Here is a 20,140-nt window from a genome sequence, read left to right on the forward strand (position 1 = left end):
GATGGCTGCGTTGCCTTATCCGGCGGCCTACCGAGCGTAGCCCGGATAAGTTTTTTACCCGCGACGCGCTTTAACCGCATTCGCTAGCTGGCGCAGTACCGCATCGGTATCTTCCCAACCAATGCAGGCATCAGTGATGCTCTTGCCGTAGGTCAGCGGTTCACCGCTATCCGGATTCTGATTACCTTCCACCAGATGACTTTCGATCATCGCGCCAATAATCGCTTTCTCACCACCGGCTACCTGCCCGCAAACGTCTGTAGCTACATCCATCTGCTTTTTGAACTGCTTGCTGGAGTTAGCATGGCTGAAGTCGATCATCACCTGTGGAGACAGACCCGCTTTGACCAGACCTTCTTTTACGTCTGCGACGTGCTGGGCGCTGTAGTTCGGCTCTTTGCCGCCACGCAGAATGATATGGCAGTCGCCATTACCGCTGGTATTCACAATGGCGGAGTGACCCCATTTAGTCACCGACAGGAAACAGTGCGGCGCGCCTGCGGCGTTAATGGCATCAATGGCAACTTTGATGGTGCCATCGGTACCGTTTTTAAAGCCAACCGGACAGGAAAGACCAGACGCCAGCTCACGGTGCACCTGAGACTCAGTGGTCCGCGCGCCAATCGCCCCCCAGCTCATCAGATCCGCAAGATATTGCGGGGTGATCATATCGAGGAATTCACCCGCTGCCGGCAATCCGCTGTCATTAATATCCAGCAGCAGTTTACGTGCAATGCGCAGGCCGTCGTTGATCTGGAAACTGTTGTCCATATGCGGATCGTTGATAAGCCCTTTCCAGCCAACCGTGGTACGCGGTTTTTCAAAGTAAACGCGCATGACAATTTCAAGCTCGCCTTTTAACTCTTCGCGTAGCGCCAGCAGGCGAGCGGCATACTCTTTGGCGGCAGCCGGATCATGAATTGAGCACGGTCCAATAACGACTAACAGGCGATCGTCATTCCCTTTCAGAATTTTATGAATCGCCTTACGGGCATGCGCAACCGTATTTGCGGCATTTTCAGTAGCGGGGAATTTTTCCAGCAGTGCAACCGGGGGTAATAACTCGTTGATCTCTTTAATGCGTAAATCGTCGTTCTGATAATTCATGATTATTCCAGCGTAGCCATACTTATATAAATGAATGCAATCCCCCCAATCTATATCTTCAGTCATAAAGTGTAAACGGGGTTTTACAGTACGAACCGTGTTATCCCGGGATTAAGCAAAAAAACGCAAGAATATAGCGAATAATGAGATCTAAACCGCAAATACAGGCTGTAATTGCGGATTTTATTATTATTTTCAAAATTCTGTGCTGACTATCAATGCATATTCTGGATCTTCGCCCACTGCGCTGTAGGGCAACCGCCAATATTTACGTGGCTGATAACGGGAGAATAGAAGCTCTCCTTTTTAATTTTATCCCCCCAAAAACGGTATGATGTCATACAGTAAAGGTGAGAATAACAAAGGGATGGCACAATGGCGCACTCACATACTCATACTTCCCCCGACCAGCCAAAGGATAATAACGCCCGTCGACTGCTGTTCGCCTTCTGCATTACAGCGGGATTCATGCTGGTCGAAGTGGTGGGAGGGATACTTTCAGGCTCGCTGGCGCTGCTGGCTGATGCCGGACATATGCTCACTGACGCCGCAGCGCTGCTTTTTGCTCTGCTGGCCGTACAATTTTCCCGTCGACCGCCAACCATCCGACACACTTTCGGTTGGCTGAGGCTCACGACGCTGGCCGCATTTGTTAACGCTATTGCGTTGGTGGTGATCACGATTTTAATCGTCTGGGAAGCGATTGAGCGCTTCCATACGCCCCGTCCAGTCGCCGGCGGGATGATGATGGTCATCGCCGTGGCGGGTTTACTGGCTAACGTCCTCGCCTTCTGGGTTTTACATCGCGGCAGCGAAGAGAAAAACCTCAACGTTCGTGCCGCTGCGCTGCACGTGATGGGCGATTTACTGGGTTCGGTCGGCGCGATCATTGCGGCACTGATCATTATCTGGACGGGCTGGACCCCTGCGGACCCTATTCTCTCTATTCTGGTTTCTGTTCTGGTGTTGCGTAGCGCCTGGCGCTTACTGAAAGACAGTGTGAATGAATTACTCGAGGGCGCGCCCCATGCGCTGGATATCGCCGCTCTACAGCGACATCTCAGCCGGGATATCCCCGAAGTTCGCAATGTACACCATGTTCACGTCTGGATGGTGGGTGAAAAACCGGTCATGACGCTGCATGTTCAGGTCGTCCCGCCGCACGATCACGATGCGTTGCTGGAACGCATTCAGCACTTTCTTATTCATCACTATCAGATTGAACACGCGACGATTCAGATGGAATATCAGCCGTGCAATGGGCCGGACTGTCACCTGTATGAGGGACTGTCCGGCCATTCACATCACCATCACTAATGGGAAAACGCGCGTGAACCCCGTTCGCGCGCGCTGTTAATCCACATCCTGCTGCCATTCAGAGCGATAACCGTCAGAATCATGTATTCCAGCGACATGGCATACACCCCTTGCAGGGCAAAGATCACGACGCTGATAATGTTAATGATCACCCACAATAGCCAGTTCTCGACGTATTTGCGCGTCATCAGGATCATCGCCACAATCGATAGCACCATCATGCAGGAATCCCAAAACGGGAACGCATCCGGTTGCAATTCAGGTAATGCAACCTGTAATCCCAGTCCTTGCATGATAGTCACCGCAATGCGGGTGAGGAACGCAAACACCGGATCGATGTATACCGTCATCAGTCCAATTGCCACCACACAAGCCGCCAGCCAGCCCAACGCTTTCGGTAACGGCAGCCAGCGAATTTTAAGTTCAGCCTCATGCTGGCTGGTTTGCCGCGACCAGGCGTACCAGCCATAGATATTGGCGGCAAAAAAGAACACCTGCAGCAACAGGCTGGCGTAGAGTTGGATCTGAAAGAAGATAATCGCAAACAGCGTGACGTTTATCAGACCAAAGAAGTAATTACTGATTTTCTCCATACTGGCGAGGCCAATACACAGTAACCCGGCGATAGTCCCCACCGCTTCAATCCACGACAGATCGTACCCGCCCGCACCGATTGGAATATGTACCAGAATGTTCTGCGTGCTAAAAAAATCCATCTTTTCCCCCAGAGCGAAACGCCGTAATTAAGCTCGTAGTGTAGCCGCAAATTCCAGCATGCGGTTTAACGGCAGCAATGCGCCTTCTCGCAGCGCGGCATCAACATGTATCTCATGAGCCACACCCCCTTGATCAAGTCCCTCAGCAATCGCTTTAAGGCCGTTCATTGCCATCCACGGACAGTGCGCACAGCTACGACACGTTGCACCTTCACCCGCCGTCGGGGCTTCAAGCAGCTCTTTATCCGGAACAGCTTGCTGCATTTTGTAAAAAATACCCCGATCGGTCGCCACAATCAGTTGCTTGTGCGGTAACGATTTAGCGGCGCTGATTAACTGGCTGGTTGAGCCCACCGCATCGGCCATATCAACGATAGACTGAGGAGATTCAGGGTGTACAAGTACGGCAGCGTCAGGATACAGTCCTTTCATGCGGGTTAATGCCTGGGTTTTAAACTCATCGTGAACGATACAAGCCCCCTGCCAACAAAGAACGTCTGCACCGGTCTGTTTTTGCACGTAGTTGCCCAGGTGCTTGTCCGGGGCCCAGATGATTTTTTCACCTAAACTATCAAGATGCTCAATAAGTTCTACCGCGATACTGGAGGTGACGACCCAGTCCGCACGTGCTTTAACGGCGGCTGAAGTATTGGCGTAAACCACCACGGTACGGTCCGGATGCGTGTCGCAAAATGCGCTGAACGCGTCAATCGGACAGCCCAGATCTAATGAACATTCCGCCTGTAAGGTTGGCATCAGGATAGTCTTTTCCGGGCTGAGAATTTTGGCGGTTTCGCCCATAAACCTCACGCCTGCTACCAGCAACGTAGAGGCCGGATGTTTTGATCCGAAGCGCGCCATCTCCAGCGAATCAGAGATACAGCCGCCGGTTTCTTCAGCCAACTGCTGAATTTCAGGATCGGTGTAATAGTGCGCGACCATGACGGCATCACGTTCTTTCAGCAGGCGCTTGATTTTCTCACGATAAAATTGTTTTTCATCCGCACTCAGCGGCGCTGGCTTCGGCGGAAACGGATAAATTGCTGCTTCTGGATCAAACATCACGCTCATCTTGCTTTCTCGTTTTACTGGCTTAACGAAATAACCGATTAAAAGCGTGACGTACGCCATATTCGGTTAGAATTGTTTTGTATGCTAAACAAGATAGCGGATTGGTGTAGAAAAGTCACAAGAATTGCGAGTGATGAATGCCGGATGGCGACTGGCGTCTTATCCGGCCTACATAAGTCGTGTCGTCAGTAGGCCTGATAAGCGAAGCGCATCAGGCAGGCAGGTTCGAATCTTATAAATCGCAGATAGCAAAAGGCGCCGCCAGCGCCCTCTTTTACACTGGTGGGGCGTGCAGGATGACTCGCTTTGCTCGCCCTCCGGGCCGTCGCCGTAAACGGCTCCGTTGTCTCACTACGTGAGACCCGAACCTGCTGCAGGTTCGAATCTTATAAATCGCAGATAGCAAAAAGGCGCCTTTAGGGCGCCTTTTTACACTGGTGGGGCGTGCAGGATTCGAACCTGCGACCAATTGATTAAAAGTCAACTGCTCTACCAACTGAGCTAACGCCCCCATATGGGGTTTACTGCTTTACTCTTTTCAGGAACCCACCGCAATATTGGTGGGGCGTGCAGGATTCGAACCTGCGACCAATTGATTAAAAGTCAACTGCTCTACCAACTGAGCTAACGCCCCATACGGGTGTTGCCTGAAAGATTTTTTACTCGGAGCCACCAAAATAATGGTGGGGCGTGCAGGATTCGAACCTGCGACCAATTGATTAAAAGTCAACTGCTCTACCAACTGAGCTAACGCCCCGAGTGGTGGGTGATGACGGGATCGAACCGCCGACCCCCTCCTTGTAAGGGAGGTGCTCTCCCAGCTGAGCTAATCACCCGATACTACGCTGGATACTGCTTACTTACGTTTCCGCCGAAACGGTTGGTGGGGCGTGCAGGATTCGAACCTGCGACCAATTGATTAAAAGTCAACTGCTCTACCAACTGAGCTAACGCCCCCCACTTTTCTCGCTGCTTTCGGGCTGTTTGATATCCCTTGGCAACGGCGGCATATATTACTGATTTCAGATTTTAGCGCAACAAAAATTTCGATGTAAATGACTCAACTGCTTAGGAATCACACGACGCGACCAGAAATAACACGATTTCTGGTCGCATGGTGTGCATTACATCGCGCCAAGACGTTTTTGCGCTTGTTTCGCGCCATCAGTACCAGGGTATTTAGTGATAACCTGCTGATAAACGGCTTTCGCTTTTGCTGTGTCACCTTTGTCCTGCATGATGACGCCGACTTTATACATCGCGTCTGCAGCCTTTGGTGATTTTGGGAAATTTTTAACTACGGATGCAAAATAGAACGCTGCATCATCTTTTTTACCCTTGTTGTAATTCAACTGACCGAGCCAGTAATTCGCATTTGGCAGGTAAGTAGAATCCGGGTACTTTTTGATGAAGTTCTGAAATGCAACGATCGCATCATCCTGGCGGGATTTATCCTGCACCAGAGCGATTGCCGCATTGTAATCAGTATTCGCATCGCCAGTTTGCGCCGGAGCGCCTGACGACGCGGCAGCACCCGCATCGGGTGCCGGGGTTGCCGCCCCACTCTGATCGCCTGCCGCAGATTGCGCCGCAGGCGCGCTACCGCTGCCAAGATTATTCATCTGCAGCAATATCTGTTTTTGGCGTTCAACAACCTGATTCAGTTGATACTGACTTTCCTGAATTTGACCACGCAGGGCATCAATATCGGACTGATTATCGGAGAGTTGTTGCTGGAGTTGGGTTAAAAGCTGACTGTGAGCGTTAGAAATACGCTCGAGTTGAGTGACGCGGTCTTCGACCGAGCCAGAGCCGACACTACTGATTGGCGCCTGAGCAAAAGCGGCCCAGGGGGCCGCTATGCCAACCAGTAACGACAGACTCAACAGATGATGTCTGAAGTTACTGCTCATGCAATTCTCTTAGTAAACCAGTACGGCGCGACGGTTTTTGGCGTAAGCCGCTTCGTCATGACCCAGTACTGCAGGTTTTTCTTTACCGTAAGAAACGATGGAGATCTGGTCCGCAGAAACGCCTTTACCCTGCAGGTACATCTTAACGGCGTTAGCACGACGTTCACCCAGGGAGATGTTGTACTCAGGAGTACCACGTTCGTCCGCATGACCTTCTACGGTGACTTTGTAAGACGGGTTGCTACGCAGGAAGTTAGCATGCGCATCCAGCATTGCAGCGAAGTCAGAACGGATATCGTACTTATCCAGATCGAAGTAAACGATATTGTTCTGCTGCAGCTGTTGCATCTGCAGACGCGCTTGCTCTTCGGAGGACATGTTGCCGCTACCGTTTGCATCCATACCAGTGCCGGCACCCAGCATGCCTTCGCTGCCGTCATTGCTGGCGTTCTTGTTAGAAGAACATGCCGCAATAGCCATAACAGGCAGAGCAATCATCAGCCCTTTCAGCACTTTGTTCAGTTGCATTTCAATGATTCCTTTATTAATCAATTATTTATTATCACAGATACGGCGACCAGGCAGGGAATTTAACCTGTCCATCAGTTGCCGGAAGACGCGCTTTGAAACGCCCATCTGTAGAAACCAAATTCAGCACGGATCCCATCCCCTGAGAAGAGCTGTAGATTACCATAGTGCCGTTAGGTGCCAGACTTGGCGTTTCGTCCAGGAACGTTGACGACAGAACTTGTACGCCACCCGCTACCAGATCTTGTTTGGCAATGTGCTGCTGACCATTAGCCGAGCTTACCATTACCATAAACTTACCGTCGCTGCTGACATCAGCATCCTGGTTTTGCGAACCTTCCCAGGTAATACGCTGCGGAGCACCGCCGTTGACGTTAACTTTATACACCTGCGGACGACCGGCCTGGTCAGACGTAAAGGCCAGATTTTGGCTGTCCGGGAACCAGGTAGGTTCCGTGTTGTTGCTACGACCATCAGTGACCTGACGGATCTGACCGGAACCGATGTCCATAACGTACAGGTTCAGGCTACCGGTTTTAGACAGGGCAAACGCCAGTTTGCTGCCATCCGGTGAAAAGGCAGGTGCACCGTTGTGACGCGGGAACGAAGCAACCTGACGCACTGCGCCGTTGGACAACGTCTGAATAACCAGCGCTGAACGACCGCTTTCGAAGGTAACGTAGGCCAGTTTAGAACCGTCCGGAGACCACGCCGGGGACATCAACGGCTGCGGAGAGCGGTGAACGACAAACTGGTTGTAACCATCGTAGTCAGACACACGTAATTCGTAAGGGAACTGACCACCGTTCGTCTGAACAACATACGCGATACGGGTACGGAATGCGCCCTTAATACCGGTCAGTTTTTCAAATACTTCGTCACTTGCAGTATGGCCCGCATAACGCAGCCACTGCTTGTTCACTTTATAGGTGTTCTGTGCCAGTACGGTACCTGGTGCGCCACCGGTATCAACCAGTTGATAGGCAACGCTATAGGAACCATCCGGGTTTGGCGTAACCTGGCCTACCACGACGGCATCAATACCCAGCGCGGACCATGCCGCAGGTTGAACTTCCTGCGCGGTACCGGGCTGCTGAGGCAGACGAGAACGGTCTAACGGGTTAAATTTACCGCTGTTACGCAGGTCAGCACCTACGATACCACCGATATCTTCAGGTGCAGCACCCGGTCCTGCCCACTGGAAGGGGACAACACCAATCGGGCGCGCCGAGTCCACCCCCTGGGTGATCTCGATACGTACTTCTGCGTGCAGCACCGCTGCCCACAGCATCAAAAAACCAAATGCTACTCGTAATGCCTGCTTCATCATATCTCCCTTATCTGGACGGAAAGCCCACGATAATTTAGCAGAATGTTAACAAACTCAAATACACAAAACTACCAGAACTCTGTCTCAACCTTAGACCGTTTCCCCTGATTTCTCAGGGGTCGTTATTACAGTTTGAAGTCCAGTTTGGCATCTTTTACTTTTTCATAAACTGCCTGGCTAGGCGGTTTAGGAATTCTGGCGGTTTTCGCAGCCGTCAGCGCAGCCTGACACAGTGCCGGATCCCCGCCCTCTTCGGTCACATCCAGTAAAAGACCATCGGGTGCTAACTTGATATGTAATACGCAAGATTTACCTGCATACAAATCTGCACCATACAGACGGCTCTGGATCGCATTACGAATTTGAGATGCGTAAGCACTGATATCCGCGCCAGAAGCACCACCATTGGCACCACTTGTACCACTATCTTTCGCCGGTTGGCCGTTTCCTTTCGCTCCACCGCCCGATTTCGGTGCATTCTTACCGGAGCTCAGGTCACCCAACAAGTCATCAACACCCGAAGCGGCAGCAGCTTTTTCAGCGGCCGCTTTTTTCGCAGCGGCGGCTTTATCTGCTGCGGCTTTCTTATCGGCTGCGGCTTTTTCAGCGGCAGCTTTCTTATCTGCAGCGGCTTTTTCGGCGGCGGCTTTCTTCTCTGCAGCCGCTTTTTCAGCAGCGGCAGCTTTCGCGGCAGCCGCTTTTTCGGCAGCAGCAGCGGCTTTCTCAGCGGCAGCTTTTTCAGCCGCAGCTTGTTTAGCAGCTTCAGCCTGCGCTTTCTTCGCGGCGTCTGCGGCAGCTTTGGCAGCCTGCGCCTCAGCAACCTTCTTAGCATCGGCAGCCGCTTTTGCAGCTTCAGCTTCAGCTTTCTTCTGGGCATCAGCAGCGGCTTTCTTCGCAGCATCTGCCGCTTGTTTCGCCTGAGCATCTGCTTTGGCTTTCGCGTCTGCAGCAGTCTTCGCCGCAGCCTCTTCAGCCTGCTTTTGTTGCTCCTGTGCTTTCGCCGCAGCGGCTTCAGCCTGTTTCTGCTGTTCCGCCTGCTCGCGCACTTTTTCCTGCGCCGCTAAACGTTCTTTCTCCAGCTGTTTCAGACGCTCTTGCTCTGCCGCCTGCTTCTCACGAAGCTCCTCGGCCTGCTGCTGCGCCTGCTTCTCACGCTGTTCTTCTGCACGTTTCGCACTTGCCTGCTGTTGCTGCTGCCTGTCGTACTGTTGAACAACAGCACCAGGATCGACCATAACGGCGTCGATGGACGAGCCACCACCACCGCCGGCTGAAGCATCAATGTGCTCATCGAACGAACTCCAGATCAGTGCCGCAAATAAAATGACATGCAGCACCGCTGAAATAATTATCGCCCTTTTGAGCTTATCGTTTTGTTCGGTTGCCTTTGACACTCTCGGTTCCCAAAAAACTGTTCGCCTGTTACGTGCTATCTTTCAAGCCAGCAAAACGCAGTCATCAGATTGGCTGCGTCATCAAGCCAACCGATTTTACGCCTGCACTGTGTAACAAGTTCAGCGCTTTAATTATTTCATCATAAGGCACGTCTTTCGCACCACCGATTAAAAAGACCGTTTTCGGGTTGGCCTGCAGGCGGCTCTTCGCTTCCGCGATAACCTGCTCTGGCGGCAGCTGATCCATCCTGTCTTTTTCAACCACCACGCTGTATTGCCCAACACCGGAAACTTCAATAATGACCGGTGGTTCGTCGTTGCTACTGACGGCTTGCGACTCAGTCGCATCCGGCAGGTCGACTTCCACGCTCTGTGTAATGATTGGCGCGGTTGCCATAAAGATCAGCAGCAACACCAGCAGTACGTCGAGCAACGGTACAATATTGATTTCGGACTTAAGTTCGCGACGACCTCGTCCACGCGTTCTGGCCATGGTTTACCCCTTGTTGCTCTCGCTAACGGTAAACGCCTGGCGGTGCAGAATCGCGGTGAACTCTTCCATAAAGTTGTCGTAATTCAGTTCCAGCTTGTTCACGCGCTGATTCAGTCGGTTATAAGCCATAACCGCCGGGATTGCCGCAAACAGGCCGATGGCCGTTGCAATCAACGCTTCCGCAATACCCGGTGCAACCATTTGCAGGGTTGCCTGTTTTACCGCACCCAGCGCGATGAATGCGTGCATGATCCCCCAAACGGTACCGAACAGGCCGATATACGGGCTGATGGAACCGACGGTGCCGAGGAACGGAATATGTGTTTCCAGCGTTTCCAGTTCGCGGTTCATAGAGATACGCATCGCACGGGATGCCCCCTCAACCACCGCTTCCGGCGCATGGCTATTGGCCCGATGCAGTCGCGCAAATTCTTTGAATCCGCTGTAGAAAATTTGTTCAGAACCCGCCAGGTTATCACGACGCCCCTGACTTTCCTGATACAGGCGCGATAATTCGATGCCGGACCAAAACTTGTCTTCAAACGCTTCTGCTTCACGTGTGGCAGCATTTAAAATACGGGTCCGCTGGATAATAATGGCCCAGGATGCGATTGAGAAACCAATCAAAATCAACATGATAAGTTTAACCAGAAGGCTTGCCTTCAGGAACAAATCAAGGATATTCATGTCAGTCACTGCTTAAACTCCGCGACAATAGACTTGGGAAGCGCACGAGGCTTCATTTTGAGTGGATCAACGCAAACAATCAGAACTTCGGCTTCATTCAGCACAACGTTCTCTGCGTTGACAATGCGTTGCGTGAAAACCAATGAGGTGCCACGCATTGACGTAATTTCGGTTTGGACTTCGAGCATATCGTCGAGCCGGGCTGGCGCAAAATATTCCAGGGTCATCTTGCGCACCACAAAGGCAACACGTTCTGCCAACAGCACCTGCTGGCTGAAATGATGATGACGCAGCATCTCTGTGCGTGCTCGCTCATAAAAAGCGACATAGCTGGCGTGGTAAACCACCCCACCGGCATCGGTGTCTTCATAATAGACACGAACCGGCCATCGAAATATATACTTATTCATTCTTACTGCCTCTTTGTTGGCTTCGTCCACTCACACCGGTCGCTTACGCTTATCTTTGTAAACGCCTGGTGACTTGCGTTCTTGCCGCCGCGATGCATCAAGAATGTCGTTGTATATCGCGCTGTCTTCACTGTACATCCCGGTAGTGCTTTCAAACTTCGCTACTATACTCGCGGGAATGGTGCTTTGGAATGGGGGAAAGTAAACGGAGAGTAAAAAATTATGGGCTTATGCAAGCCCATAAATATTTAAGGATGTTTCTTATTCAAAAGAAGAAGAAAATCAGACCAACGACGAGGACGATATCTGCGATCAGCGGGCAGAAGATGCCCTGCCAGTGCACCGCGCGAGGACGGAATCCAACGCCATGAATGACGCCAGTGCAGACCGCCCACATCAGCAGGAAGCCATGCCAGATCTCAAGCTCGCTGGTTTTAGCCGCGAAACGTGACGGATCCCAGAATATGCAGCCAGCCAACACGATTGCCAGCGCAAAGGAAAGCGCCCGCAAGGGGCGCTTATCCATCGCGTTGTATACCATCGCGATAATGTTGGTCATCAGCTATCTTCTTGTCCGGCTTTGCCTGATTCAACGTGCTCAAGCGCCAGCGCTGTGATTATCCCAAATGCACAGGCAAGAAGCGTTCCCAAAATCCATGCGAAATACCACATTCTTAGCTCCTTACTTAGTACAGAGAGTGGGTGTTGCTTTCAATATCTTCTTTAGTGATGCGACCGAACATTTTCCAGTAACACCAGCTGGTGTAGAGCAGGATAATCGGTACAAACACCGCCGCAACCCAGGTCATCAGGTTCAATGTTCTCTGGCTGGAGGTGGCATCCCACATAGTCAGACTTGCGTTCATCATCGTGCTGGACGGCATCACAAACGGGAACATTGCGATACCGGCAGTCAGGATGATGCAGGCTAACGTCAGTGAGGAGAAGATGAACGCCCAGGCCCCTTTCTCCATACGAGAAGTCAGAATGGTCAGCAGCGGCAGAACCACGCCCAATGCCGGAACCAGCCACAGGATAGGTGCATTGTTAAAGTTCACCATCCATGCGCCCGCTTCACGTGCCACTTCTTTGGTCATCGGGTTAGAGGCCGCGTGGTGATCCAGTGCGGAAGTCACCACATAACCATCAATACCGTAAATCACCCAAACACCGGCCAGTGCGAAGCAAACCAGAGTCACCAGCGCCGCAACCTGTGAGGTGGTACGTGCACGCAGGTGTAGTTCGCCTACGGTACGCATCTGCAGATAGGTTGCGCCCTGAGTGATGATCATCCCTACGCTCACAACCCCTGCCAGCAGACCAAACGGATTCAGCAACTGGAAGAAGTTACCGGTGTAGTACAAGCGCATGTACTCATCCATGTGGAACGGAACACCTTGCAGCAGGTTGCCAAACGCAACGCCGATAACCAGCGGCGGAACGAAGCTACCAATGAAGATGCCCCAGTCCCACATGTTGCGCCAGCGCATATCTTCAATCTTGGAGCGGTAATCGAAACCGACCGGACGGAAGAACAATGACGCCAGTACCAGGATCATCGCCACGTAGAAACCGGAGAACGCAGCAGCGTACACCATCGGCCATGCAGCGAACAGAGCGCCACCCGCGGTGATAAGCCATACCTGGTTACCGTCCCAGTGCGGGGCGATGGAGTTAATCATAATTCGACGCTCGGTATCATTACGACCGAGGAAACGGGTGAGCATGCCCACCCCCATGTCGAAGCCATCAGTGACCGCAAAACCAATCAGCAGAATGCCAACCAGCAGCCACCAGATAAAACGCAATACTTCATAATCGATCATTTGACGACTCCTGTCTTAGCGTGCCGGCTGAGTAGTCACAGTAGACTGCTCGTAGTGATAACGACCGGTTTTCAGGCTACTCGGCCCAAGGCGTGCGAACTTGAACATCAGGTACAGTTCAGCCACCAGGAACAGGGTATACAGGCCGCAAATCAACAGCATCGAGAAGATGAGATCACCCGCAGTCAGCGAAGAGTTCGCCACGGCTGTCGGTAACACTTCACCTATCGCCCACGGTTGACGGCCATATTCTGCGACAAACCAGCCAGATTCAATGGCAATCCACGGCAGCGGAATCGCATACAGCGCAGTGCGCAGCAGCCATTTTTTCTCGCCGATACGATTACGAATCACGGTCCAGAAGGACACAGCAATGATAGCCAGCATCAGGATGCCGCACGCCACCATAATACGGAATGCGAAGTACAGCGGAGCAACACGAGGGATAGAGTCTTTCGTGGCTTGCTGGATTTGCGCTTCAGTCGCATCGGTCACTTTATCTGTATAACGTTTCAGCAGCAGACCATATCCCAGATCTTTCTTCATGCTGTTGAACTGGTCGCGAACAGCCTGATCGGTAGAGCCTGCACGCAGTTCTTCCAGCAGCTGATACGCTTTCATCCCGTTACGGATACGCTCTTCGTGCTGCACCATCAGATCTTTCAGACCAATGACCGGTGTATCAACAGAGCGGGTAGCAATGATGCCCAGGGCATAAGGAATTTGAATCGCAAAATGGTTTTCCTGCGCATCCTGGTCCGGAATACCGAACAGCGTAAAGGATGCCGGTGCAGGTTGGGTTTCCCACTCGGCTTCAATAGCAGCAAGTTTGGTTTTCTGCACGTCGCCCATTTCGTAACCAGATTCATCACCCAGAACAATAACAGACAGAATGGCAGCCATACCAAAGCTGGCAGCGATAGCAAAAGAACGTTTAGCAAACGCGAAGTCACGGCCGCGCAGCATATAGTAGGAGCTGATACCCAGAACGAACATCGCGCCACAAACATAACCAGAAGCCACAGTGTGAACAAATTTCACCTGAGCAACCGGGTTGAGCACCAGTTCAGAGAAGCTCAGCATCTCCATACGCATGGTTTCAAAGTTGAAATCCGCAGCGATTGGGTTTTGCATCCAGCCGTTCGCAACCAGAATCCACAGTGCGGACAGGTTAGAACCCAGCGCCACCAGCCAGGTGACACACATATGCTGGACTTTACCCAAACGGTCCCAGCCGAAGAAGAACAGACCTACAAAGGTGGATTCGAGGAAGAAGGCCATCAAACCTTCAATCGCCAGCGGCGCACCGAAAATATCCCCGACATAGTGGGAATAGTAAGACCAGTTAGTCCCGAACTGGAACTCCATGGTCAGACCGGTTGCCACACCCAGAGCGAAGTTGATACCAAACAACTTGCCCCAGAATTTGGTCATATCTTTATAAATCTGTTTGCCGGAAAGGACGTAGACCGTTTCCATGATGGCCAACAAGAACGCCATACCGAGCGTCAGTGGCACAAACAGGAAGTGGTACATCGCGGTCAAGGCAAACTGTAAGCGCGACAGTTCGACTATATCTAACATCATGACTCCTTGCTCATCGCATGAAGACTCCGAGAGTGAACCCCGTTAGAAAGGGTCACACGCATGCCCCAATACAAATTTATTTGCTTCCTTCCCCCGCTGCTCTTTCTTCTCATTTGAAGAAAGGACAAGGATGAAAAGTTACAAACATGTTAATAAAACACTCAAATTGATCCCGCAATTATATTACGCCGTAAAATCCTTACAATAAACAGGTTTTTATCGAGGTAAATTTGCATTTTTCGATAGTGATCAATTTATAGCTAATTTATCACTTTCAGACCAATTTGATCTGCAGCAATTTAACCTCATTTGATGATGTTTACCAAGTTTTAAACATTGATTTAAATCAATTTTCAATTTTAATGTTAATAGTGTTTATCGCTAGTGCGACTAGTGAACACCATGTTAACGATATGTTTTTCAATGAGTAATTGCCGTTACTACAAATGATAGGATATTTATTTAAATCTACACGATCTTTTAACCAGTCGGCGGGACAAAATTATGGACAGATAAAGAGTCACTATTGCTGGGTAGCTCACAGTTTTTTGTTTAGCAAGTCCTGTAATCATTATTTAATACAAATTATTCATTTTAATTTTACTTATAATTAACACCGCGATGTAACTATCTCAACTGAAAGCGAAGCGGCAAACATTGACCGGTGCCCTGAGGCTTGGCGATCGCCCCGCAGAGACCCACCGTTTCGCTTAAAACATCACTATAAGTTATCACTCCCGCCACAACATCACCTCTACGCCAAAGAATAAATATATTCCGAACAATTCATTATCATTTTTATCTTAAATTTAACAAAAAATATTTACGACATATAAGATTAATAAATAAAAAACCGTTATGTCGTTCACAAGTTATTTAGCGAATGCCATTTTCTAAATTATTAAAAACGCCCCTGATAAAGCCGGTAGCACAAAATAAGATTTCGATCACAAACATGGCAAGTGGTTTATTACGCAATTCGCTAATAAATAAAATAACCAATAGAAACTAATTTATAAGATATTGATTTAAATGCATTTTTATAAAAAGACAATATAACAATCGTTTTGTGCAGGATATTTTGAAAATAGATCAATTGCTTCCTTTTTCGCTTCCACAGAAACTCCAACCCTATTAAGAGGTTGTCACAATCCATGTTCTAAATATTAGAAATATTTTTTACTTATTGACCATCAGCCCTACAGAGGATTACCCATGAAGAAATCTACACTTGTTATTGGCGTCATCGGTGCTGACTGCCATGCAGTAGGCAATAAAGTTCTGGATCGCGTTTTTACTGCTCATGATTTTCACGTAATCAACCTCGGGGTGATGGTGAGCCAGGATGAATATATTGATGCCGCAATTGAAACAGGCGCCGATGCCATCGTGGTGTCCTCCATCTACGGCCACGGCGACATTGACTGCCTCGGCTTGCGTGAGCGCTGCATTGAACGTGGCCTCGGCGACATTCTACTGTATGTCGGCGGTAACCTTGTTGTGGGCAAACACGATTTTGCCGATGTCGAAGTGAAGTTTAAAGAAATGGGCTTCAACCGCGTTTTCGCCCCCAGCCACGACCTGGAAGATGTCTGCTCGCTTATCACTAACGATATTCACCAACACAATGGCCTCGAACAGCGTTGCCTGGAAGAGGCTATCTGATGCAAACAGTTTCTGTCGATATCGGCTCGACATGGACCAAGGCAGCCCTCTTCGCACAGGAAGGAGAGGAGTTAACGCTGGTCAATCATGTCCTGACCCCAACCACCACACATCATCTGGCAGACGGTTTTTTTGCCAGCCTGAATCAGGTGCTGAATGTTGCCGATGCTCGCCCGTTACTGAAAAGTGGTGAAGTGCAGTTGAAGTACTCCTCCTCAGCCAAAGGTGGACTCGCCGTTGCAGCAATGGGGCTGGTGCCTTCCATTACGCTAGAATCGGCGAAAGTTACCGCTCACTCGGCAGGAGCGAAAATCGCGCAATATTATTCGTACAAGCTCAACCGTCATGACATCCAGGAGCTGGAATCCGTCCCGCCAGATATCCTGTTGTTTACAGGCGGTACAGATGGCGGTGAAGAAAGCTATGGCCTGGCCAATGCGCGTGCACTGGCGGATTCGAAGCTTGATTGCGCCATCATCTATGCCGGAAACCGTGATATTCAGGACGAAATACAAACGATTCTGGGCCACAAAGATCTGACCACGGTAGACAACATCCTGCCGGATCTCGATCACCCGAATCCGTTTGCCGCTCGCCAGGCCATTTGCGATGTGTTCTTGTCACGCATCGTAAAAGGTAAAGGTCTTGACGTCATCGTGGGGGAAACTGGCGAAGACCCCATGCCGACGCCGTGGACGGTGTATGAACTGGTAAAAGCGATTAGCGATTACGACAGCGCATGGAAGGAATTCATGCTGATCGATATGGGTGGCGCCACCACGGATGTCTATTCAGCCAGCGCGAATACCCTCTCCCCCGATACTGTCCTGCATGGTGTCCCTGAACCTTTCGTCAAACGTACCGTTGAAGGTGATTTGGGCATGCGCGTTTCCGCCGTCGTGGTGGGAGAAAGCACGCAGGATATGGTGAAAGTTGTTTTTGCCCAACAGCCACAACGTGAGGAGGCGTTTTATCGCTACCTGCGCCATCTGGTTGGGCAGCCGGACTACCTGCCGGTCAACGAGGAAGAGAAATATTTCGACACTCTGTTAGCCGGTTTGTGCGTGGGCTATGCCACTGAGCGCCACGCGGGCACTAAGAAGCAGGTTTGCACCTGCGTCGGTAACGTGGATTTACAGATGGGTCGCGATCTCACCACCGTACGGAAAGTTGTCGGTTCAGGTGGGTGGCTCTCTCGCGCCAGCCAGTTCGATATCCATAACTGGCTCAAATACCGGGAGCTGGACGACCAGGGTAAAAGAATTCTGTTACCGAATCAGTTTGAGTATTACCGCGATTCATATGGCCTGCTCCCTCTACTGGCAAACGTCGCCAGGCTGCACCCGCAAGCCGCTGCTCGCACCAGCATTCAGTGTTTAACCCTACAAAACTAAAGGCAGCTACGAATGGAACTTCGAAATAAAAAATTGACCCACGACGAATTCATGACCGAAAGGCACCAGGTGTTGCAAACCTGGGAAACCGGCAAAGACGTTGAGAACTTCGAAGATGGCGTGAAGTACCAGCAATCAATTCCAGATTCAAAACGCTTCTCCCTCGCGCTGTTGAAGGCCGATCAAGAAGGTAAAACGCTGAGCCAGCCGCGTGCAGGCGTCGCACTCATGGATGAACACATTGAGCTGCTTAAAACATTGCAGGAAGAATGTGACCTCCTGCCAAGTACAATCGATGCCTATACCCGTCTGAACCGCTATGAAGAAGCGGCTGTCGGGATCCAAAAATCTATCGAGGCGGGCACCTCCAAACTGAATGGTTTACCCGTCGTCAATCATGGGGTTGCTGCCTGCCGCCGTATGACTGAGTCGCTGGAAAAACCAATCCAGGTCCGCCACGGTACGCCAGATGCACGTCTGCTGGCAGAAATCGCCATGGCCAGTGGCTTTACCAGCTACGAAGGGGGCGGGATCTCCTACAACATCCCTTACGCCAAACGCGTCACCCTGGAAAAATCCATTCGTGACTGGCAGTACTGCGATCGCCTGATGGGACTGTACGAAGAAAATGGTATTCGCATCAACCGTGAACCGTTTGGTCCGTTGACTGGCACCCTGATCCCGCCGTTTATGTCCCACTCGGTGGCGATTATCGAAGGTCTGCTGGCACTGGAACAAGGCGTGAAGTCCATTACCGTCGGTTACGGTCAGGTCGGTAGTTTGACGCAGGATATCGCCGCCATTCAGGCGCTGCGTGAACTGTCCCACGAATACTTCCATAACCACGGCTTCGATGATTATGAGCTGAGTACCGTATTCCACCAGTGGATGGGCGGATTCCCGGAAGATGAAGCAAAAGCCTTCTCCGTTATCGCCTGGGGTGCTGCGGTTGCTGGCATGTCCGGTGCCACAAAAGTCATTACCAAGAGCCCGCATGAAGCCTTCGGCATCCCAACTGCCGCGGCGAACGCTCAGGGCCTTAAAGCGTCACGCCAAATGCTTAACATGGTCAGCGACCAGAAGTTCCCGCAGTGCGCTGCCGTGGAACAGGAAGTCGAACTGATTAAGAGTGAAGTCCGCGCAGTACTGAAAAAAGTCTTCGAGATGGGTAATGGCGACATTGCACGCGGTACGGTACTGGCTTTTGAAGCCGGTGTTCTGGATGTCCCCTTCGCCCCAGCCGCCTGCAACGCAGGCAAAATTCTGCCGGTGCGCGATAACACCGGCGCTATCCGTATTCTCGAAGCCGGTGCGGTTCCACTGCCAAAAGACATTCTCGCGCTGCACCACGACTACGTTGCAGAGCGCGCACATTTTGAAGGTCGCAAACCTTCTTTCCAGATGGTCATTGATGACATCAACGCCGTATCCCACAGTAAATTAATAGGAAGACCATAATGAAAATTAAACAGGCCCTTTTCACCGCTGGCTACTCCTCATTTTATTTTGACGATCAGCAGGCCATCAAAAACGGCGCAGGTCATGACGGTTTTATCTATACCGGCGATCCGGTAACGCCTGGCTTTACCTCCGTGCGCCAGGCAGGTGAATGCGTATCGGTCCAGCTGGTTCTGGAAAACGGCGCGGTCGCAGTGGGTGATTGCGCTGCGGTGCAATATTCAGGTGCCGGCGGCCGTGATCCGCTGTTCCTGGCTGAGAACTTCATTCCGTTCCTCAACGATCACATCAAACCGCTGCTGGAAGGCCGTGACGTTGATGCATTCCTGCCAAATGCCCGTTTCTTTGACCAACTGCGTATTGACGGCCATCTGCTGCATACCGCCGTTCGTTACGGTCTTTCTCAGGCACTGCTTGACGCGGCGGCGCTGGCTACCGGTCGTCTGAAAACTGAAGTGGTATGCGACGAGTGGCAGCTGCCGTGTGTACCGGAAGCCATTCCGTTATTTGGTCAGAGTGGTGACGACCGCTATATCGCCGTCGACAAAATGATCCTCAAAGGTGTGGATGTCCTGCCGCATGCGCTGATCAACAACGTTGAAGAGAAGCTGGGCTTTAAAGGCGAAAAACTGCGTGAGTATGTGCGTTGGTTGTCCGACCGTATCTTAAGCCTGCGCACCAGCGAGCGTTATCACCCGACGCTGCATATCGATGTGTACGGCACGATCGGCCTGATTTTTGATATGGACCCGGTGCGCTGCGCCGAATACATCGCCAGCCTGGAAGCCGAAGCGCAAGGTCTGCCGCTGTACATTGAAGGTCCGGTTGATGCCGGCAACAAACAGGATCAGATCCGCATGTTGACCGCCATCACCAAAGAGCTGACCCGTCTGGGCTCCGGCGTGAAAATCGTGGCTGATGAATGGTGTAACACCTATCAGGACATCGTGGACTTCACCGATGCGGGCAGCTGCCACATGGTGCAGATCAAGACTCCGGATCTGGGCGGTATTCACAACATCGTTGATGCGGTGCTGTATTGCAACAAACACGCTATGGAAGCCTATCAGGGCGGTACCTGTAACGAAACCGAGATCAGTGCCCGCACCTGCGTACACGTGGCACTGGCCGCACGTCCAATGCGCATGCTGGTAAAACCGGGTATGGGATTCGATGAAGGTCTCAACATCGTGTTTAACGAAATGAACCGCACCATCGCGCTGTTGCAAACTAAGGATTAAGAG

Annotated in this window: 19 protein-coding genes, 5 tRNA genes and 1 other RNA gene; 5 read left to right on the forward strand and 20 right to left on the reverse strand. The window is 51.2% G+C overall.

Annotation, left to right across the window (positions count from 1 at the left end; all coding sequences use genetic code 11):
* Positions 1-54: 54 nt before the first annotated feature.
* Positions 55-1,107 carry a 3-deoxy-7-phosphoheptulonate synthase AroG gene (gene aroG / locus HV261_RS18570; RefSeq protein WP_202039104.1) on the reverse strand — a complete coding sequence of 351 codons (1,053 nt, stop codon included), beginning with the start codon at positions 1,105-1,107 and terminating at the stop codon, positions 55-57.
* A gap of 375 nt (positions 1,108-1,482) precedes the next feature.
* On the opposite strand from aroG, the gene zitB reads away from it, so the two are divergent.
* A complete protein-coding gene (zitB, locus tag HV261_RS18575) occupies positions 1,483-2,424 on the forward strand; it encodes a CDF family zinc transporter ZitB (protein ID WP_202039105.1) in 942 nt (313 codons plus the stop codon).
* On the opposite strand, the gene pnuC is transcribed toward zitB, so the two are convergent.
* From pnuC to cydA, 19 genes are all read right to left on the reverse strand, one after another.
* Positions 2,421-3,140: a nicotinamide riboside transporter PnuC gene (gene pnuC, locus HV261_RS18580; protein WP_137383136.1), complete on the reverse strand. Its 720-nt coding sequence runs from the start codon at positions 3,138-3,140 to the stop codon at positions 2,421-2,423. The genes zitB and pnuC overlap by 4 nt on opposite strands.
* Positions 3,141-3,167: 27 nt before the next feature.
* The gene (gene nadA, locus HV261_RS18585; protein WP_202039106.1) at positions 3,168-4,211 is read right to left on the reverse strand and encodes a quinolinate synthase NadA; all 1,044 of its coding nucleotides are present in this window, start codon (positions 4,209-4,211) and stop codon (positions 3,168-3,170) included.
* A 280-nt stretch (positions 4,212-4,491) separates the two neighbouring features.
* A non-coding RNA gene (locus tag HV261_RS18590) (RtT sRNA) lies at positions 4,492-4,617 on the reverse strand.
* Between the two features lie 29 nt (positions 4,618-4,646).
* Positions 4,647-4,722 (reverse strand) — tRNA-Lys (locus HV261_RS18595).
* A 47-nt stretch (positions 4,723-4,769) separates the two neighbouring features.
* Positions 4,770-4,845 (reverse strand) — tRNA-Lys (locus HV261_RS18600).
* Between the two features lie 47 nt (positions 4,846-4,892).
* Positions 4,893-4,968 (reverse strand) — tRNA-Lys (locus HV261_RS18605).
* Positions 4,969-4,971: 3 nt separating this feature from the next.
* Positions 4,972-5,047: transfer RNA gene (locus HV261_RS18610), tRNA-Val, on the reverse strand.
* A 45-nt stretch (positions 5,048-5,092) separates the two neighbouring features.
* A tRNA-Lys gene (locus HV261_RS18615) sits at positions 5,093-5,168 on the reverse strand.
* Between the two features lie 167 nt (positions 5,169-5,335).
* On the reverse strand, positions 5,336-6,124 hold the full coding sequence (gene cpoB, locus HV261_RS18620) for a cell division protein CpoB (protein WP_048212240.1): 789 nt from the start codon (positions 6,122-6,124) through the stop codon (positions 5,336-5,338).
* A 9-nt stretch (positions 6,125-6,133) separates the two neighbouring features.
* Positions 6,134-6,652 carry a peptidoglycan-associated lipoprotein Pal gene (gene pal / locus HV261_RS18625; RefSeq protein WP_003022983.1) on the reverse strand — a complete coding sequence of 173 codons (519 nt, stop codon included), beginning with the start codon at positions 6,650-6,652 and terminating at the stop codon, positions 6,134-6,136.
* A 34-nt stretch (positions 6,653-6,686) separates the two neighbouring features.
* Positions 6,687-7,979: a Tol-Pal system beta propeller repeat protein TolB gene (tolB, locus tag HV261_RS18630; protein ID WP_003022981.1), complete on the reverse strand. Its 1,293-nt coding sequence runs from the start codon at positions 7,977-7,979 to the stop codon at positions 6,687-6,689.
* Positions 7,980-8,107: 128 nt separating this feature from the next.
* Complete coding sequence (tolA, locus tag HV261_RS18635) at positions 8,108-9,376, reverse strand: cell envelope integrity protein TolA (RefSeq protein WP_202039107.1); 1,269 nt, start codon at positions 9,374-9,376, stop codon at positions 8,108-8,110.
* A gap of 64 nt (positions 9,377-9,440) precedes the next feature.
* On the reverse strand, positions 9,441-9,869 hold the full coding sequence (gene tolR, locus HV261_RS18640) for a colicin uptake protein TolR (protein ID WP_137381327.1): 429 nt from the start codon (positions 9,867-9,869) through the stop codon (positions 9,441-9,443).
* A gap of 3 nt (positions 9,870-9,872) precedes the next feature.
* Positions 9,873-10,565, reverse strand: a complete 693-nt coding sequence (tolQ, locus tag HV261_RS18645; RefSeq protein ID WP_166514889.1) for a Tol-Pal system protein TolQ — start codon at positions 10,563-10,565, stop codon at positions 9,873-9,875.
* Positions 10,562-10,966, reverse strand: coding sequence for a tol-pal system-associated acyl-CoA thioesterase (ybgC, locus tag HV261_RS18650; RefSeq protein ID WP_005125439.1), 405 nt, complete (start codon positions 10,964-10,966; stop codon positions 10,562-10,564). The genes tolQ and ybgC overlap by 4 nt, the downstream gene beginning before the upstream one ends.
* 265 nt (positions 10,967-11,231) lie before the next feature.
* Positions 11,232-11,525, reverse strand: a complete 294-nt coding sequence (ybgE, locus tag HV261_RS18655) for a cyd operon protein YbgE (protein ID WP_202039108.1) — start codon at positions 11,523-11,525, stop codon at positions 11,232-11,234.
* On the reverse strand, positions 11,525-11,638 hold the full coding sequence (cydX, locus tag HV261_RS18660; RefSeq protein WP_003022970.1) for a cytochrome bd-I oxidase subunit CydX: 114 nt from the start codon (positions 11,636-11,638) through the stop codon (positions 11,525-11,527). The genes ybgE and cydX overlap by 1 nt, the downstream gene beginning before the upstream one ends.
* A 14-nt stretch (positions 11,639-11,652) precedes the next feature.
* A complete protein-coding gene (cydB, locus tag HV261_RS18665; RefSeq protein WP_202039109.1) occupies positions 11,653-12,792 on the reverse strand; it encodes a cytochrome d ubiquinol oxidase subunit II in 1,140 nt (379 codons plus the stop codon).
* A 15-nt stretch (positions 12,793-12,807) separates the two neighbouring features.
* Positions 12,808-14,376, reverse strand: coding sequence for a cytochrome ubiquinol oxidase subunit I (cydA, locus tag HV261_RS18670; RefSeq protein ID WP_137381347.1), 1,569 nt, complete (start codon positions 14,374-14,376; stop codon positions 12,808-12,810).
* Between the two features lie 1,218 nt (positions 14,377-15,594).
* Between cydA and glmS the strand changes: the two genes are divergently transcribed.
* From glmS to HV261_RS18690, 4 genes are read left to right on the forward strand one after another with little or no spacing between them, the layout of a single operon-like run.
* Positions 15,595-16,044 (forward strand): methylaspartate mutase subunit S, encoded by a 450-nt coding sequence (glmS, locus tag HV261_RS18675; RefSeq protein ID WP_137381330.1) that lies wholly within the window; start codon positions 15,595-15,597, stop codon positions 16,042-16,044.
* On the forward strand, positions 16,044-17,438 hold the full coding sequence (gene glmL / locus HV261_RS18680; protein ID WP_202039110.1) for a methylaspartate mutase accessory protein GlmL: 1,395 nt from the start codon (positions 16,044-16,046) through the stop codon (positions 17,436-17,438). The genes glmS and glmL overlap by 1 nt, the downstream gene beginning before the upstream one ends.
* Positions 17,439-17,450: 12 nt before the next feature.
* Positions 17,451-18,896, forward strand: coding sequence for a methylaspartate mutase subunit E (locus tag HV261_RS18685; RefSeq protein WP_137381332.1), 1,446 nt, complete (start codon positions 17,451-17,453; stop codon positions 18,894-18,896).
* On the forward strand, positions 18,896-20,137 hold the full coding sequence (locus HV261_RS18690; RefSeq protein ID WP_202039111.1) for a methylaspartate ammonia-lyase: 1,242 nt from the start codon (positions 18,896-18,898) through the stop codon (positions 20,135-20,137). The genes HV261_RS18685 and HV261_RS18690 overlap by 1 nt, the downstream gene beginning before the upstream one ends.
* The last annotated feature ends 3 nt before the right edge of the window (positions 20,138-20,140 follow it).

The organism is Citrobacter sp. RHBSTW-00671 (assembly GCF_014103415.1).
In the GTDB taxonomy this organism is placed as follows: Bacteria; Pseudomonadota; Gammaproteobacteria; order Enterobacterales; family Enterobacteriaceae; genus Citrobacter.